Origin of the sequence: Cellulomonas sp. C5510 (assembly GCF_019797765.1) — a bacterium.
Taxonomy (GTDB): Bacteria; Actinomycetota; Actinomycetes; order Actinomycetales; family Cellulomonadaceae; genus Cellulomonas.
The window spans coordinates 1,821,085-1,836,194 of sequence record NZ_CP081862.1; the positions used below are offsets into that span (position 1 = coordinate 1,821,085).

At 75.2% G+C, this 15,110-nt stretch carries 12 protein-coding genes; 6 read left to right on the top strand and 6 right to left on the bottom strand.

The genetic code is table 11. From position 1 onward, the window contains the following. The first annotated feature begins 213 nt into the window (after nucleotides 1–213). Nucleotides 214–1,728, top strand: a complete 1,515-nt coding sequence (locus K5O09_RS08535) for an NYN domain-containing protein (RefSeq protein WP_255596241.1) — start codon at nucleotides 214–216, stop codon at nucleotides 1,726–1,728. 94 nt (nucleotides 1,729–1,822) lie between these two features. On the opposite strand, the gene K5O09_RS08540 is transcribed toward K5O09_RS08535, so the two are convergent. Beyond that, nucleotides 1,823–3,634 (bottom strand): long-chain fatty acid--CoA ligase, encoded by a 1,812-nt coding sequence (locus tag K5O09_RS08540; RefSeq protein ID WP_222172327.1) that lies wholly within the window; start codon nucleotides 3,632–3,634, stop codon nucleotides 1,823–1,825. Nucleotides 3,635–3,905: 271 nt separating this feature from the next. Here K5O09_RS08540 and K5O09_RS08545 point away from each other — a divergent pair, with 271 nt between their 5' ends. Continuing rightward, on the top strand, nucleotides 3,906–4,850 hold the full coding sequence (locus K5O09_RS08545) for an ROK family glucokinase (protein ID WP_222172328.1): 945 nt from the start codon (nucleotides 3,906–3,908) through the stop codon (nucleotides 4,848–4,850). A 145-nt stretch (nucleotides 4,851–4,995) separates the two neighbouring features. Here K5O09_RS08545 and K5O09_RS08550 read toward each other — a convergent pair whose 3' ends face one another. Further along, nucleotides 4,996–5,634, bottom strand: coding sequence for a hypothetical protein (locus K5O09_RS08550; protein WP_222172329.1), 639 nt, complete (start codon nucleotides 5,632–5,634; stop codon nucleotides 4,996–4,998). Nucleotides 5,635–5,716: 82 nt separating this feature from the next. Between K5O09_RS08550 and K5O09_RS08555 the strand changes: the two genes are divergently transcribed. From K5O09_RS08555 to K5O09_RS08565, 3 genes are all read left to right on the top strand, one after another. Further along, entirely contained in the window at nucleotides 5,717–6,508 is a 792-nt protein-coding gene (locus tag K5O09_RS08555) for a 1-acyl-sn-glycerol-3-phosphate acyltransferase (protein ID WP_255596242.1), read from the top strand. A gap of 134 nt (nucleotides 6,509–6,642) precedes the next feature. Further along, a complete protein-coding gene (locus K5O09_RS08560) occupies nucleotides 6,643–7,863 on the top strand; it encodes a pyrophosphate--fructose-6-phosphate 1-phosphotransferase (protein ID WP_222172330.1) in 1,221 nt (406 codons plus the stop codon). After that, nucleotides 7,863–9,215: a class II 3-deoxy-7-phosphoheptulonate synthase gene (locus K5O09_RS08565; RefSeq protein ID WP_222172331.1), complete on the top strand. Its 1,353-nt coding sequence runs from the start codon at nucleotides 7,863–7,865 to the stop codon at nucleotides 9,213–9,215. The genes K5O09_RS08560 and K5O09_RS08565 overlap by 1 nt, the downstream gene beginning before the upstream one ends. Before the next feature lie 81 nt (nucleotides 9,216–9,296). Here K5O09_RS08565 and pknB read toward each other — a convergent pair whose 3' ends face one another. Both pknB and K5O09_RS19425 read right to left on the bottom strand, forming a co-directional pair. Next, nucleotides 9,297–11,297, bottom strand: a complete 2,001-nt coding sequence (gene pknB, locus K5O09_RS08570) for a Stk1 family PASTA domain-containing Ser/Thr kinase (RefSeq protein WP_222172332.1) — start codon at nucleotides 11,295–11,297, stop codon at nucleotides 9,297–9,299. Nucleotides 11,298–11,345: 48 nt separating this feature from the next. Beyond that, entirely contained in the window at nucleotides 11,346–12,572 is a 1,227-nt protein-coding gene (locus K5O09_RS19425; RefSeq protein WP_222172333.1) for a LysM peptidoglycan-binding domain-containing protein, read from the bottom strand. A 228-nt stretch (nucleotides 12,573–12,800) separates the two neighbouring features. Here K5O09_RS19425 and K5O09_RS08580 point away from each other — a divergent pair, with 228 nt between their 5' ends. Next, on the top strand, nucleotides 12,801–13,253 hold the full coding sequence (locus K5O09_RS08580; protein ID WP_222172334.1) for an Rv2175c family DNA-binding protein: 453 nt from the start codon (nucleotides 12,801–12,803) through the stop codon (nucleotides 13,251–13,253). Between the two features lie 130 nt (nucleotides 13,254–13,383). Here the strand turns inward: K5O09_RS08580 and K5O09_RS08585 are convergent, their stop codons facing one another. Both K5O09_RS08585 and K5O09_RS08590 read right to left on the bottom strand, forming a co-directional pair. Further along, the gene (locus tag K5O09_RS08585; protein WP_222172335.1) at nucleotides 13,384–14,502 is read right to left on the bottom strand and encodes a polyprenyl synthetase family protein; all 1,119 of its coding nucleotides are present in this window, start codon (nucleotides 14,500–14,502) and stop codon (nucleotides 13,384–13,386) included. Nucleotides 14,503–14,519: 17 nt separating this feature from the next. Then, nucleotides 14,520–15,023, bottom strand: a complete 504-nt coding sequence (locus K5O09_RS08590) for a hypothetical protein (RefSeq protein WP_222172336.1) — start codon at nucleotides 15,021–15,023, stop codon at nucleotides 14,520–14,522. Nucleotides 15,024–15,110 lie beyond the last annotated feature (87 nt).

Below are 15,110 nucleotides of genomic sequence, written 5' to 3' on the forward strand. Positions count from 1 at the left end.
CGTGGGCAGCACCCGACCCTGGCGCGCGCTCGACGAGACGCTCGTCGGGAGCGTCTCGTCGCGGTGTTCCTGCAGGTCAGGTGCCATGGAGACACGCTACCGACGACCTCTGGCACGACCGCCGTCGCGCCGGCCGTCCTGTGGACGACGCACGGCGGGTCGTCGCGTCGACGGCGTGTCGCCCGGGCTGCGCGGCCCCCTAGGGTGGCGAGCATGTCCGTCGAGGTCCCTCCCGCCGTCCGCGCCGCCGTGGTGGGGCTGGCGGCCGAGGTGCTCGGCGCGCTGGAGCCGACCGCGGTGCCGTCCGCGCTCGCCGCGGTCCGGCGGTTCGCGCCGCGGCGCCGGGCGGACGCGGGTGCGGGGCCGCTGTGGCGCGCCGTCGAGGTCGACGACGCGTTCCGTGCACGTGTGGCGCGGGCCTGGTCGCACGCGCACCCCGGGGAGGCGGCCGAGCTGCTCGTCCTCGGTCGCCCGGCGGACCCGGCGGACCCGGAGCACCTGGCGGACCCGGAGAACCCGAAGGCCCCGGAGGACCACGTGCCGGGCGCGGAGGAGTCCCCGCGCGCAGCGCAGTCCGCCGGCCCGCCGGCACCGCCTGCCGAGGCGACCGAGCCCGTCGGGGAGCCCCCCGGGGAGCCGGCACCCCGCCCGTCGGTCGCCGCGCCGGACCCGCTGACCCTGGCCGTGGGCGCCGTCCTGCTGCGGCCACCGGGCTGGCAGGACGTGGTGCAGGCGGTGGCGGCGGCGGAGCAGCCGGCGCACGGGGGCCACGCCGGCTCGGCGTCCGACGACGACACGCCCCCGGCCGCCGTGCGCGCCGGTTCGGTCCCGGAGGCCGGACCGGCTCCGGCCCCCGACGCCGTGCACCGCGTCGCCGCGCGGCTCGCGGCCGAGCAGGAGCGGGCCGACGCGGCCGAGGCGGAGCTCGCCTCGCTGCGCAAGGAGCTGCGCCGGCTCCGGTCGGACGCGGACCGGGCGCGCGCGGAGGCGCGGCGTTCCGCCGAGAGAGCGGCCGAGGTCGCCGCCGCGGCGGAGCAGGTGCACGCCGAGGCCGCGGCGGTCCGTGCGCGGGCCGAGGAGGAGCGCCGACGCGCGGAGGAGCTGGTGCGGGCCGCCCGGGAGGACGCCGCGGTGCTGCGGGACCTCGCGGAGGTCCGGGTGCGGCTGCTGCTGGACACGCTGGTGGAGGCGGGGTCGGCGCTGCGGGAGGAGCTCGCGCTGCCCCCGGCGGGTGCGATGCCGGCCGACCTGGTGGCCCCGGCGCCCGTGCCCGGTCCGGCCGGACGCGCGACGTCGAGGGGGCGGGGCGCGGACGACCCGGCGCTGCTGGACGAGCTGCTCGCGATGCCGCGGGCCCACCTGGTCGTCGACGGCTACAACGTCTCGAAGCTCGCGTGGCCCGACGTGCCGCTCGCCGAGCAGCGCCGGCGCCTGACCGGGCGGCTCGCGAACCTCGCCGGACGGACCGGCGCGGAGGTGACGTGCTGCTTCGACGGACGCGAGCCCGGGCCGCACGACCGGGCCCCGGGCGGCCCGCGCGGGGTGCGGGTGCTGTTCTCGCAGGGGGAGATCGCCGACGACCTCATCCGGCGGCTCGTGCGTGCGGAGCCGACGGGCAGGGTGGTCGTGGCGGTGACCGCCGACCGGGCGCTGGGCGCCGACCTCGAGGCGGCCGGGGCCCGGGTCCTGCCGTCGGCGACCCTGCTCGCGCGGCTCGGGCGCGTCTGACGCCGGCGCGCCCTGGACGGTCCGACGCGTTCCGGCGCGGTCGCGGGACCCGGCCGCGACCGGGTCCCGCGAGGTCCTCGCCGGAGACCGTGCGTCAGCGCCCGGGCTCGGCTGCGTAGATCGCCTCGACGTCCGTCGCGAAGTCCTTCAGGACGTGGGTGCGCCGCACGCTCAGCTTGGGCGTCAGGTGCCCGCTCGCGATGGTGAGGTCGCGCTCGAGGATGCGGTAGCGGCGGATCGACTCGGCGCGCGAGACGGCCCGGTTGGCGCGCTCGACGGCCTGGTCGACGGACGCGAGCACCTCCTGGTCGTGCATGGCCTCCGCGACGGACATCGGCTCGCGGCCGTGAGCCGAGCACCAGCCCGGCAGGCCCTCGGCGTCGAGGGTGACGAGCGCGCCGATGAACGGCCGGCCGTCCCCGACGACGACCACCTGGCTGATGAGCGGGTGGGCGCGCAGCCGGTCCTCGAGGAGCGCCGGAGCGACGTTCTTCCCGCCCGCGGTGACGATGATCTCCTTCTTGCGGCCGGTGATGCTGAGGTAGCCGTCGGCGTCGAGGGAGCCGAGGTCGCCGGTGCGGAACCAGCCGTCGTCGAACGCCTCGGCGGTCGCGACCGGGTTGCCGTGGTACCGGGTGAAGACCTGCGGCCCGCGCACCTCGACCTCGCCGTCGGCGGCGATCCGGACGGACGTGCCGGGCAGCGGCGGACCGACCGTGCCGATGCGCGTCTTGCCCGGCAGGTTGACCGTGGCCGGCGCGGTGGTCTCGGTGAGGCCGTACCCCTCGAGCACGCGGACGCCGATGCCGCGGAAGAAGTGCCCCAGCCGCTCGCCGAGCGGTGCCCCGCCGGAGATCGCCCACTCGACCTGGCCGCCCATGGCGTCGCGGAGCTTGTGGAACACGAGCCGGTCGGCGACCGCGTGCTGCACCCGCAGGGCGATCCCGGGCCGGCCGTGGTCGAGCGCGCGCGAGTAGGCGATCGCGGTGCGCGCGGCCCACTGGAAGATCTTCAGCTTCCCGCCGGCGGCGGCCTTCTGCTCGGCGGAGTTGTAGACCTTCTCGAACACCCGCGGCACCGACAGGATGAACGTGGGCCGGAACTCGCCGAGGTCCTGCAGGAGCTGCTTGGTGTCGGGCGTGTGTCCCAGGACGGAGCCGGCCGGCATGCAGAGCACCTCGACGAAGCGCGCGAACACGTGCGCGAGCGGCATGAACAGCAGCGTCCGGGAGCCGGGCGTCGCGACGACCTCGTGCAGCCCCTGGACGGCGTTGCGCGCGAGTACGGAGAAGTTGCCGTGGGTCAGCTCGACGCCCTTGGGGCGGCCCGTCGTCCCGGAGGTGTAGATGAGCGTGGCGAGGTCGTCCCGGCCGGCCACGCGTCGCCGGCGGTCGACCTCCGCGTCGGGGACGTCGCGCCCGTCGGCGACGAGCCGGTCGACGGCACCGTCGTCGATGACGAGGACGTCCTGCAGCAGCGGGGCCTCCGGGCGGACCTCGGCGACGGTGGCGGCGTGCTCGGCGGTCTCGACGACGAGCAACGTCACGGCCGCGTCGGTGAGGATCCAGTGCACCTGCTCCGCGGACGAGGTCTCGTAGACGGGGACGGGCACCGCGCCGGCGCTCCACAGCGCCCAGTCGAGCAGCGTCCACTCGTAGCGGGTGCGGGACATGATGCCGACGCGGTCGCCCGGCGCCACGCCGCGGGCGACGAAGCCGCGGGCGACGTCCCGGACCTGCCGGTCGAACTCGCGGGCGCTCACCGTGTGCCAGGTGGTGCCGGTCCCGGGCGTCTTGTACTCGATGAGGGGGCCGTCGCCGGTCTCGGCCACGCGGGACGCCAGCAGGTCGAGCAGGTTCTCGCGGGGCCCCGCGTCGACGAGCAGGGGTGTGCTGAACTCCTCCATGGTTCTGGCTCCATCGTCAGAGGTCGGAAGGTGCCCGCAGCATAAGGGACTTTGGTCCCACATGCAGGGCGTTCGCCGCGCCGCCACCCGTCCGGGGACGGTGCGCGGCCCCGGGGCGGTGTGGGAGCGCGTTCAGGGTTTGCGGGCGCGCACGCTAGCGTGGGCTCGCACGCGCGCGCTGCCGCCGCACCGGTGCGGCAGCACCCGGGACGCCCCGGCGGCCGTGCGCCTTCGTGCGGGACGCACAACCACGACGCGGAAGCGGGGAAGCATGCACGCCATCGGTGTGGACATCGGCGGGACGAAGATCGCCGCCGGTGTGGTCGACGAGGACGGCCGCATCATCGCCAAGACGCGGCGCGACACCGACCCCCGCGACTCGGGCAGCGTCGACCGCGGCGTCATCGAGGCGTGCCAGGAGCTCGCGTCCGAGCACGAGGTCGGCGCGGTCGGTCTCGCCGCCCCGGGCTTCATCGGCGCCGACCAGGCGACCGTGCTGTTCACGCCGAACCTGCCGTGGCGCGACCACCCGCTGCGCGACATCGTCGCGAAGGAGCTGGGCGACGACGTGCGGATCGTCGTGGAGAACGACGCCAACGCCGCCGGCTGGGCGGAGTTCGCGTTCGGCGCCGCGCGCGACGTGCAGGACATGCTCCTGCTCACCATCGGCACGGGCCTCGGCGGCGCGCTCGTCGTCGGGGGCAACCTCATCCGCGGCGCCTGGGGCGTGGCGGCCGAGGTCGGCCACATGCGCGTCGTGCCCGGCGGCCACTACTGCGGCTGCGGGCACGAGGGCTGCTGGGAGCAGTACGCCTCCGGCAGCGCCCTCGTGCGGGACGCGCAGTCGGCCCTCATCACGCAGCCCGAGCGCGGCGCCCGGCTGCTCGAGCTCGCCGGCGGCGACGCCGACGCGCTCACCGGGCCGCAGGTGACGCAGGCCGCCCAGGAGGGCGACCCGCTGGCCGTCGAGCTCCTCGCGGAGCTCGGCCGGTGGATCGGCGAGGGTTCCGCGTCGGTCGCGGCGCTGCTCGACCCGGCGATCGTCGTCATCGGCGGCGGTGTCAGCGCAGCCGGCGACCTGCTGCTCGCCCCCGCTCGCCGCGGGTTCCTCGACCAGCTGTCGGCGCGCGGGCACCGGCCGGAGGCGACGTTCGCGCTGGCCTCGATGGGCAACGACGCGGGCATCGTCGGCGCGGCGGACCTCGCGCGGCGCTGAGAGCGCGGGCGGCCACGCGGACGCGTCCACGTGGCGCCGGCGCGCCGCCGCCGCGCCGGCCCTGCCGGCCCCGGTCGGCGCCCCACCGCCCGGGGTCGGTGCCCGCAGCGGCGCCGACCCGGACGGACGGCCGCCCGGGTCGACGTCAGACGACCGCGCCGTCCGCGTCGTCGTGGTCGTCGTCGCGACGGTGCGGCATGCGCCACAGCAGGACGACGACTCCGAGCAGGAACACGGCCACCGACGCCTGCACGAGCGCCGCGGGGGCGCCGCGCCAACCGAGCAGCACGACCAGCCAGAGCAGCGGCATCCCGCCGACGGCGAGCCACGCCATGGTGAGCAGCGGGTCGCCGCCGAGCACGGGCCCGGGGTCGGGCGGCACGAAGTGCTCCGCGTCGTCGACGCGCCGCTCGGCCTCGTCGATCTGCTCGGTGGCGTCCCAGTCCCGACCGGTGGCACCGCCCGGGAGCCCCGCGGCACGGTCGCCCTCCCCGCCCGGTCCGGCCCCGTCGCCCGCCGACCGGGCGGGCCGCACGACGCGGCTGTCGGTGACCCAGGGTGCGACGGGGTAGGTTACGGCGGGACCGGACGACGTCCGCGGGCCGTCCTGGGCCGTGGCGCCGGAGGTCGACGGCCCGGTGAGGTCCGCGCCGCCCTGCAGGTCCGCGACGATCGCGGCCCACTGCTCGTCGGACACCTCGGCGGACCGGTCGGCGCGTGCGGCGTCGCTCTCGTCCCCGTCGGGGGACGGGTCGTCGGCGGGGTGGTCGGGACGCGGGGCCATGGCAGCACTCTAGAGTCGGCTCCGAGCACAGGGCACGGGACGAGCTCGGCGGTCCCGCGCGACGAGGGCGAGAGGTGGCAGGTTGTTCTACTGGTTGATGAAGCGGGTCCTGATCGGCCCGCTGCTGCACCTGCTGTTCCGCCCGTGGGTCCGCGGCGCGGAGCACGTGCCGAGCAGCGGCGGTGCGATCCTCGCGAGCAACCACCTGGCCGTCATCGACTCGTTCTTCCTGCCGCTGGTGCTGGACCGCGAGATCGTCTTCATCGGCAAGAACGAGTACTTCACGGGGCGCGGGCTCAAGGGCCGGCTGACCGCGGGCTTCATGCGCGGCGTCGGGACCATCCCCGTGGACCGCAGCGGCGGCAAGGCGTCCGAGGCGGCGCTGCGCACCGGTCTGCGGCGCCTGGAGGAGGGCAAGCTCTTCGGCATCTACCCGGAGGGCACGCGCAGCCCCGACGGTCGCCTGTACCGCGGCAAGACGGGCGTCGCCCGCCTGGCGCTGGAGTCCGGCGCCCCCGTCGTCCCCGTGGTCATGGTCGACACCGAGAAGGCCCAGCCGCTCGGGCAGCGCCTCCCGCGCCCGCGCCGGATCGGCGTCGTCATCGGCGAGCCGCTGGACTTCAGCCGGTACCAGGGCATGGAGAACGACCGGTTCATCCTGCGCTCCGTCACCGACGAGATCATGTACGCCCTCATGAGCCTGTCGGGCCAGGAGTACGTCGACATCTACGCCGCGACGCAGAAGGCCCGCATCGCCACCGGCCACCCGGCCGCGACCGGCCCCGCCGCCCCGGAGCCGACCGCCCCGGGCGGCCGCGCCGTGCCCGATGTCCAGCCACCGGTCCCGCCGGAGGAGGACGCCGCGGCTCAGTAGGATGAGCCCGACCGCCGTGCCCTGCGCGTGGCGGCACCCCGGACCTCGGTCCCGGTTCCGGGTCTCGTGCGTCGCGTTCAGTGGCGCGCGGGCTGGGGACCCCCAGCCGTGCTGATCAACGAGAGGTGTGTCTCATGTCGGTTCGTCGCGTCGCGCTCCTGACCGCGGGTGGCTTCGCTCCGTGCCTGTCCTCGGCCGTCGGTGGCCTCATCGAGCGGTACACCGAGATCGCGCCCGAGGTGGAGATCATCGCGTACGAGCACGGCTACTACGGGCTGCTGCGCGGGGACAAGATCGTCATCACCGACGAGGCGCGCCGGCAGGCCGGCATCCTGCACCGGTTCGGCGGCTCGCCGATCGGCAACTCCCGCGTGAAGCTCACCAACGCGGCCGACTGCGTCAAGCGCGGGCTGGTCCAGGAGGGCCAGGACCCGCTGCAGGTCGCGGCCGAGCAGCTCAAGGCCGACGGCGTCGACGTGCTGCACACCATCGGCGGCGACGACACCAACACCACGGCTGCGGACCTCGCCGCGTACCTGGCGGAGAACGACTACGGCCTGACCGTGGTCGGCCTGCCGAAGACCATCGACAACGACGTGGTGCCGATCAAGCAGTCGCTGGGCGCCTGGACCGCCGCCGAGGAGGCCGCCGGGTTCGCTGCGAACGTCATCGGCGAGCACCGCTCCGGCCCGCGCATGCTCATCGTGCACGAGGTCATGGGCCGGCACTGCGGCTGGCTGACCGCCGCCGCCGCGTCCGAGTACCGCAAGTGGCTCGACGCCCAGGAGTGGGCCCCGGCCCTCGGCCTGACGCGCGAGCGCTGGGACATCCACGCGGTCTTCCTGCCCGAGCTGGCGATCGACATCGACGCCGAGGCCGCGCGCCTCAAGGCGATCATGGACTCCCAGGGCAACGTCAACATCTTCCTGTCCGAGGGCGCGGGCATGCACGAGATCGTCGAGCAGCTCGAGGCGTCCGGCGCCGAGGTGCCGCGCGACCCGTTCGGCCACGTGAAGCTCGACACCATCAACCCGGGCCAGTGGTTCGCGAAGCAGTTCGCGGAGAAGCTCGGTGCCGAGAAGGTCATGGTCCAGAAGTCCGGCTACTACTCGCGCGCCGCGGCCGCGAACGCCGAGGACCTGCGCCTCATCAAGTCGATGACCGACCTGGCCGTCGAGTGCGCCCTGCGCGGCGAGGCCGGCGTCATCGGCCACGACGAGGAGGACGGCGACCGCCTCAAGGCCATCGCGTTCCCGCGGATCGCGGGCGGCAAGGCGTTCGACGTCTCGCAGCCGTGGTTCGGCGCGCTCCTGGAGGGCATCGGGCAGCCCCTGGTGCCCGCAGCGGCCCACTGATGAGCGTCGAGGCCGACCCCGCCGTGCTCGAGGGCCTCGAGCACTGGCGGACGCTGCCCGTCACGCAGCAGCCCGCGTGGCCGGACGCCGACGCCCTCGCGCGCGTCGGCGCCCGGCTCGCCGGGCTGCCCCCTCTGGTGTTCGCGGGGGAGGCGGACGCGCTGCGCGGCCAGCTCGCCGCAGCCGGCCGGGGCGAGGCGTTCCTGCTGCAGGGCGGTGACTGCGCCGAGACGTTCGCGGAGGCCACGGCCGACAACATCCGCGGCAAGATCATGACCGTCCTGCAGATGGCGGTCGTGCTCACGTACGGCGCCAGCCTGCCCGTCATCAAGATGGGCCGGATGGCGGGGCAGTACGCCAAGCCGCGCTCGTCGGAGACCGAGACCCGCGACGGCGTGACGCTGCCCGCGTTCCGGGGCGACATCATCAACGGCTTCGAGTTCACGCCCGAGGCCCGCACGCCCGACCCGGAGCGGCTGCTCGACGCGTACCACACGTCCGCGTCGACGCTGAACCTCATCCGCGCGTTCACCACCGGGGGCTTCGCGTCCCTGCTGCGGGTGCACGAGTGGAACCGGGGCTTCACCGCGAACCCGGCGTACGCGCGGTACGAGGAGATCGCCGCGGAGATCGACCGCGCGATCCGGTTCATGGCGGCGTGCGGCGCGGACTTCGACGCGCTGCGGACCGTGGACTTCTACTCGAGCCACGAGGGGCTGCTGCTCGACTACGAGCGCCCGCTGACCCGGATCGACTCGCGGACCGGCCTGCCGTACGACTGCTCGGCGCACTTCCTGTGGATCGGTGAGCGCACCCGGCAGCTCGACGGGGCGCACGTGGACTACTTCTCCCGCGTGCACAACCCGATCGGCATCAAGCTCGGCCCGACCTCCACCGCGGACGACGCCCTGCGCCTGATCGACAAGCTGAACCCGAGCGCCGAGCCCGGGCGCATCACGTTCATCACGCGCATGGGTGCGGGCAAGATCCGCGACCTGCTGCCGTCGCTCGTCGAGAAGGTCACCGCCGACGGCCGGCCCGTCACGTGGGTGTGCGACCCGATGCACGGCAACGGCATCACGTCGGCCTCCGGGTACAAGACGCGGCGGTTCTCCGACGTCATGGACGAGGTCGCCGGGTTCTTCGAGGTCCACCGCTCGCTCGGGACCGTGCCCGGCGGGCTGCACATCGAGCTCACCGGCGACGACGTGACCGAGGTGCTCGGCGGCGCGGAGGAGATCGACGACGCCGGGCTGGCCCGCCGGTACGAGACGCTCGTCGACCCGCGGCTGAACCACCAGCAGTCGCTGGAGCTGGCGTTCCAGGTGGTGGAGCTGCTCCGCCGGAGCTGAGACCCGCGCGCACGACGACGCCCCGCACCGGTCCCTGCGAGGGGACGGACGCGGGGCGTCGTCGTGCGGTGGCGCGGGGCGTCAGACGACGGTGAGCGTGATGGTGCTGCCCTTCGGCACGGACTCGCCCCCGGCCGTGCTCTGGTCGCGAACCGTGCCGAAGATCCCGCCGAGCACGTTCTGCCGCTCGGCCTTCAGGCCCAGCTTCTCCAGCGCCGCCGCAGCCTCGTCGTACTGCTTGCCGCGCAGGTTCGGCACCTCGACCATCTCCGGCCCCTTCGACACCTGCAGCGTCACGGTGTCCGTGCGGTGCCCCTCGGTGCCGCCCTCGGGGGACTGGGAGATCACGCGGCCGGCCTCGACGGTGTCGCTGAAGGCCTCCTGCGCCTCGACCTTCAGGCCGATGGCCTCGAGCTGCGTCCGCGCCTGGTCGAGGGTCGCGCCGACGACGGACACCACGGTGACGGGCTCGGGACCCTTGGACACGGTGAGGTACAGGGTCGACCCGCGCCGGATGGAGGCGTTCGGCTCGACGGCGGTCCCGTCGGCGTCGGTGACCGCGGTGACGACGCCGAACCCGGCGGTGTCGGAGTAGACGTTGTCGTTGTAGTCGACGACGAGGTCCGCCCCGGTGATCGCGGCCTCGACGTCGGCCTGCTGCTGGCCGACGAGGTCGGCGGGCACGGTGACGAGGTCGGGGCCGCGGGAGACGGACAGCGTCACGCTGCCGTCCTTGCGCACGGGGTCGCCCTCGGCGGGCTCCGCGGCGAAGACGGTGCCCTTCGGCGCCGAGTCGTGGAACTCCTCGACGGGATCGGCTCCGAGCCCCGCCTCCTGGAGCTCCGCCACCGCCTCGTCGACGGGCAGCGACGTCACCTCGGGGACGGTGGTGTAGGCGCCCGGGCCCTCCTCGAGGTACCACCACGTCCCGCCGCCGGCCGCGGCGAGGACCAGCACCGCCGCGAGCGCCCAGCGCCACCAGCGGCGCCGCTGCGGCGGTGCGGGGGAGTCGACGGCGGGCTCGGGCCCGCCCGCGGTGACGACGCCGATCGGCAGCGCGACGGTGCGACCGGGCGCGTCGATGCGCGTCGTGGCGTCCGAGGGGCGGCCGGCGTCGTCGGAGGGGTCGTCGGCCTGGGCGTCGCCCGGGTCGCCGGTCTCCGGGTCGGTGGCGTGGGGGAGCGTGACGGCCGGCTCGACGTCCACCCGGCGGTCGAGCGTGGCGGTGTCGAGCGCCGCACGCGTGCGCCGCAGCAGCGCGAGCGCGGCCCCGGCGTCGGCCGGACGGTCGTCGGGCGCGCGGGCCGACAGCGCGCCGACCAGCTCGTCCACCTCGACCGGCAGCCACGAGGCCGTGTCGGACGGCGCGGGCACGTCGGAGTTCACGTGCTGGAACGCGATCTGGATCGGCGTCTCGCCGGTGAAGGGCTGCGAGCCGGTGATCATCTCGTACAGCAGCACGCCGGCGGCGTACACGTCGGTGCGGGCGTCGCTGCCGCCGTGCACCACGAGCTCGGGGGCGAGGTAGGCGACCGTGCCGAAGACCGTGCCGGTGGTGGTGGAGGTGACCTCGGTGACGGCGCGCGCGAGCCCGAAGTCCGTGACCTTCACCCGGCCGTCCGAGGCGAGCAGGACGTTCTCGGGCTTCACGTCGCGGTGCACGAGACCCGCGCGGTGCGCCGCAGCCAGGGCGTCGAGCACCTGCTCCACCACGCCGAGCGCCTCGCCGACGGTCAGGGACCCGCGCTCCGCGAGGTGCCGCCGGAGGTTGACGCCGTCGACGTACTCCATGGTCAGGTACGACGTCTCTCCGTCGAGGCCCTGGTCGTAGACCCCGACGAGCCCGGGGTGGGTCAGGCGGGCGGCGGCGCGTGCCTCGCGTCGGAACCGGGCCACGAAGTTCGCCCCCGCCGAGCCCTCCGCGAGGTGCGGGTGCATCACCTTCAGCGCGACGTCGCGGTCGAGCCGGCGGTCCACCGCGAGGTACACGGTGGCCATGCCGCCGCGCGCGATCCGCGAGACGACCTGGTACCGCCCGTCGACCAGACGGCCGACGAGCGGATCGGTGACGGTGGCTCCCACGGCGCGAAGTCTACGGCGGCAGGGTCGGCAGACCCGGCAGGCGGACCGTCAGAAGCGCGCCATGAGCGTCTGGACGTTCGCGACGTAGCGCCGGGTGTCGCTGAACATCCCGTTGCGCTTCACCGAGCCGGCGCCCTGGTAGTAGGACGCGATGGCCGTCGGCAGGTCCGGCGAGGTCTTCACCAGCTGGCGCAGGATCGCGACGCCCGCCACGACGTTGTCGTCGGGGTCCAGCAGGTTGAGGTCGCGACCGACCAGGTCCGACGCCCAGTCGCCCGACGTCGGGATGACCTGCATGGTGCCGATCGCGTTCGCGGGGGAGACCGACGTGTGGTCGAACCCGGACTCCTGGAACGCGATCGCCTGGGCCAGGGACGCGTCGACGCCCATCGCCCGGGCGGTCGAGGCGACCTTCGCCTGCATCTGGTCGCGGGACGGCACGCCCATCGCGAGCAAGGAGGCCTTGTTCGCGTTGGCGGAGGCGACCACGCTCGGTGCGTAGGTGCGGCCGAGGAACGTGCTGCCGACCAGCGCGGTGCCGCCGGTGGCCTGCGGTGCGGTGGTGGTCGCGGTGGCGCCGGTGCTGGTGCTGGTGCCGGGGATGGTGAGGGTCTGGCCGACGCGGATGAACGCGCGCGAGTCGAGGCCGTTGGCGGACACGACGGCGGCGACGGTGGTGCCGTACCGCTTGGCGATGGCGGAGACGGTCTCGCCGGAGGTGACGGTGTGGGTGCCGCCGGTGGCCTGCGGCGCGGCGGTGGTCGCGGTGGTCGCGGTGGCGCCGGTGCCGGGGATGGTGAGGGTCTGGCCGACGCGGATGAACGCGCGCGGGTCCAGGCCGTTGGCGGACACGACGGCGGCGACGGTGGTGCCGTACCGCTTGGCGATGGCGGAGACGGTCTCGCCGGAGGTGACCGTGTGGGCTCCGCCCGTGGCCTGCGGCGCGGTGGTCGGGGCCGTCGTCGTGGTGCGCTGCGTCGGGATGGTGAGCCGCTGGCCCTCGCGGATGAACGCGCGCGCGTCGAGCCCGTTCGCCGAGCGGACCGCCCCGACGGTGGTGCCGTGCCGGGCGGCGATGTGGCTGACCGTGTCACCGGCGCGCACCGTGTACTGCTCGTCCGCGTGCGCGGCGCCCGCGGACGCGGTGGCGGCGACGGCTGCGATCGCGATGGCACCGGTGCCGGTCGCGAAGCGGCGTCCCCGGGCGCGGGCAGCGGCGCCAGGCGCCTGGGCGCGGGCGGCCTGGTCCGTGAGGGCGAGGGCGGGCTGCGTCATGGTGGGGACCCCTGTGCTGAGGACGTCGCCGCTGGCGGTGCGCGAGTGACGTGTGTGACTGCTGTGACTGATGTGACTAGAGCGACGGTAGTGCAGGCGGCGGGGCCTGGGAAGCCGGTCGTCGCATTTGTCCGGTTGACCTGGGGTGATCCGTGACGACGTCACCCGCTGGGTGGACGCACCGCGCGTCCGGGCCGGTGGCGACGACGCCGGGGCGCGAGGCGCCGGATGTCGCCGGGGCTCAGTACGCTGGCCCGCGTGACTGCGCAGCCCACGCCCGATGACCTGGTCGACACCTGGCTGACCGTGCCCGATGCGGCCGACGAGCTCGGCGTCGACGCCGGCAAGGTCCGCCGCCTGCTCAAGGAACGGCGGCTGGCGGCCGTCCGGCGCGGGCAGCCGCCGGTGCTGAGCATCCCCGCGGCGTTCCTCGTCCCGGTCGACGCGGCCAACCCGAGCGCCGACCCGCACGCCGCCGACGACGAGGTGCCGGTGCCCCGCGCGGCGGTGCTCGCGTCGTTGCAGGGCACCCTCACGGTGCTCGGCGACGCCGGCTTCTCCGACGAGGAGGCGCTCGTGTGGCTGTTCACCGCGGACGACTCCCTGCCGGGTCGACCCGTCGACGCCCTGCGCGCGGGGCACAAGACCGAGGTGCGTCGGCGCGCCCAGGCGATGCTCTGAGCAGTACCCGGCCGGTGCTCCGGGCGCGCGCACGCCGCGCCTGGTGAGGCACGCGGCCCCCGAACCGCGGGGCGCGAGCCGTGGCCGTCCGCCGGAGCCGGGACGGCGCCCGCTCCTGCGACCGCCGCTCTCAGGCCCGGCGGTCCACCGCGGCGTGCGCCAGCTCGAGCAGCATCGCCCGGCCGTCGTCGCCCAGGGGTGCGGTGGTCAGCTCGGCGAACGCCCGGTCGCTGAGGCCGGTGATCAGCTCCTCCACGTCGGCGACCGCACCGCTCGCGTCGATCAGCGAGGCGAGCGCGCCGCACGCGGCGTCGTCCAGGTCGCGGTCGCCGAGGCCGGTGCGCAGCGCCTCGACGAGCGCCACGTCGCCCGACTCCTGCGCGCGGGCCATCGCCCGGGCGACCAGCACCGTGCGCTTCCCCTCCCGCAGGTCGTCGCCGGCGGGCTTGCCGGTGGCCGCGGGGTCGCCGAACACGCCGAGCAGGTCGTCGCGGAGCTGGAACGCCTCGCCGAGGGGGAGGCCGTAACGAGCGGTGGCTGCCAGAGCGGCGTCGTCCGCGCCCGCCAGCACCGCGCCGAGCCGCAGGGGGTGCTCCACGCTGTAGCGCGCCGACTTCGACACGATCACCTCCCGCGCGCGCGTCTCGTCCGACCCCGGGTCCTCGCCCCACGGCAGCACCTGCGCGAGCAGGTCCAGGTACTGCCCGACCGTGACCTCCGTGCGCATGCGCTCGAAGACGGCGTGCGCCCCCGTCCGCCGGTCCGCCGGGCACCGCTCGACGGCCCGGACGAGCTCCCGCTCGCTCGCCACGAGCGCGAGGTCGCCCAGCAGGATCGCCGCGGACTCCCCGAACCGCGCCGCGTCGCCCGACCAACCCTGCTCGACGTGCCGGGCGGCGAACCGCCGGTGTGCTGACGGCCGGCCGCGGCGGGTGTCCGAGTCGTCCATGACGTCGTCGTGGAACAGGGCAGCCGCCTGGAACAGCTCGAGCGCCGCGCCGACCCGCAGGACGACCTCCGCGTCGGCCGAGCCCGCCTCGCCGCCGTGGGCGCGCCAGGACCAGTAGCAGAAGGCCGCCCGCAGCCGCTTGCCGCCGGCGAGCATCTGCCCGAGCGCCTCCGCGAGCGGGACGGCGCCCGCGCCGGCGGCCGCCAGCTCGGGGACCAGCCCCGCGACGTGCTCCGTGAGCAGGGCGTCCACCCGGGGGCGAAGATCCTCGACGTCGACCAGTGCGGTGGTGGGGCTCACGCGGCGAGCCTAGGGCCTCACAGGCGCACGGACCCGCCCAGGGTGAGCGTGCGCACGCCGCCGCGGTCCATCACGCCGAGCGTCAGGATCTCGTCGCCCTGGTCCCCGCGCACGAACGTGGACGACGCCGCCAGGCCCGAGGTGCCCGGGTCGACGACCGTCTCGGCGAAGCCTGCCGCGGTGAGCTGGTCGCGCACGTGCTGCACCAGCTCGTCGGTCCGCAGCGCGCTGCGGAGGTTCAGGCTGATCGTCGTCAGACCCGTCGCGGCGTCCGGCTCGGCGCTCGAGACGAGGATCTCGCTGCCCTCCGGCGGTGACACCAGGTCCGTCGGGAAGCCGGGGGCCAGCCCGCCGACCTGCGAGCCGGTGGCCGTCGGGCTGGGCAGGAGGGACTCCGTCGGTGCCGGAGCGGGATCCGGGCTGACGAGGGCGGTGGGGTCCGGTGCCGGGTCGTCGTCCGCGCAGGCCGCCGTCGACAGGACCGCGAGCACCAGCAGGGCGGTGGCAGGTCGGGCGAGCACGCGGTCACAGTAGCGCCGCCCGCCGCGCGGGGGCCGACTCCTCCACAGGGTCGCAGCGGGTGCCGCGTCCCCAGAAGGCGGGCGTCG

Excerpts from the sequence above, each read along its gene's own strand:
- K5O09_RS08540 (WP_222172327.1), bottom strand. The coding sequence starts at position 3,634 with ATGGAGGAGTTCAGCACACCCCTGCTCGTCGACGCGGGGCCCCGCGAG.
- K5O09_RS08545 (WP_222172328.1), top strand. The coding sequence starts at position 3,906 with ATGCACGCCATCGGTGTGGACATCGGCGGGACGAAGATCGCCGCCGGT.
- K5O09_RS08535 (WP_255596241.1), top strand. The coding sequence starts at position 214 with ATGTCCGTCGAGGTCCCTCCCGCCGTCCGCGCCGCCGTGGTGGGGCTG.
- K5O09_RS08550 (WP_222172329.1), bottom strand. The coding sequence starts at position 5,634 with ATGGCCCCGCGTCCCGACCACCCCGCCGACGACCCGTCCCCCGACGGG.
- K5O09_RS08560 (WP_222172330.1), top strand. The coding sequence starts at position 6,643 with ATGTCGGTTCGTCGCGTCGCGCTCCTGACCGCGGGTGGCTTCGCTCCG.
- K5O09_RS08565 (WP_222172331.1), top strand. The coding sequence starts at position 7,863 with ATGAGCGTCGAGGCCGACCCCGCCGTGCTCGAGGGCCTCGAGCACTGG.
- K5O09_RS19425 (WP_222172333.1), bottom strand. The coding sequence starts at position 12,572 with ATGACGCAGCCCGCCCTCGCCCTCACGGACCAGGCCGCCCGCGCCCAG.
- K5O09_RS08580 (WP_222172334.1), top strand. The coding sequence starts at position 12,801 with ATGTCGCCGGGGCTCAGTACGCTGGCCCGCGTGACTGCGCAGCCCACG.